This is a genomic window from Acinetobacter sp. GG23 (genome assembly GCF_057766365.1).
Window position 1 is genome coordinate 1 of record NZ_JBYMDJ010000021.1, and the last position, 274, is coordinate 274.

Genomic DNA, 274 nt, shown 5'->3' on the forward strand with positions numbered 1-274 from the left:
TGGATTCGAACCAACGGATGCCGAGATCAAAACCCGGTGCCTTACCACTTGGCGATACCCCTAAATCTGATCACTGTAATTTTTATTTAAACCACTGGTTTAAATGGCAGGGGCGGCTGGATTCGAACCAACGGATGCCGAGATCAAAACCCGGTGCCTTACCACTTGGCGATACCCCTAAATCTGATCACTGTAATTTTTATTTAAACCACTGGTTTAAATGGCAGGGGCGGCTGGATTCGAACCAACGGATGCCGAGATCAAAACCCGGTGC

At 48.2% G+C, this 274-nt stretch carries 1 tRNA gene; it reads right to left on the minus strand.

From position 1 onward, the window contains the following. Positions 1-104: 104 nt before the first annotated feature. Positions 105-179 (minus strand) — tRNA-Gln (locus AC3CAU_RS16760). Positions 180-274 lie beyond the last annotated feature (95 nt).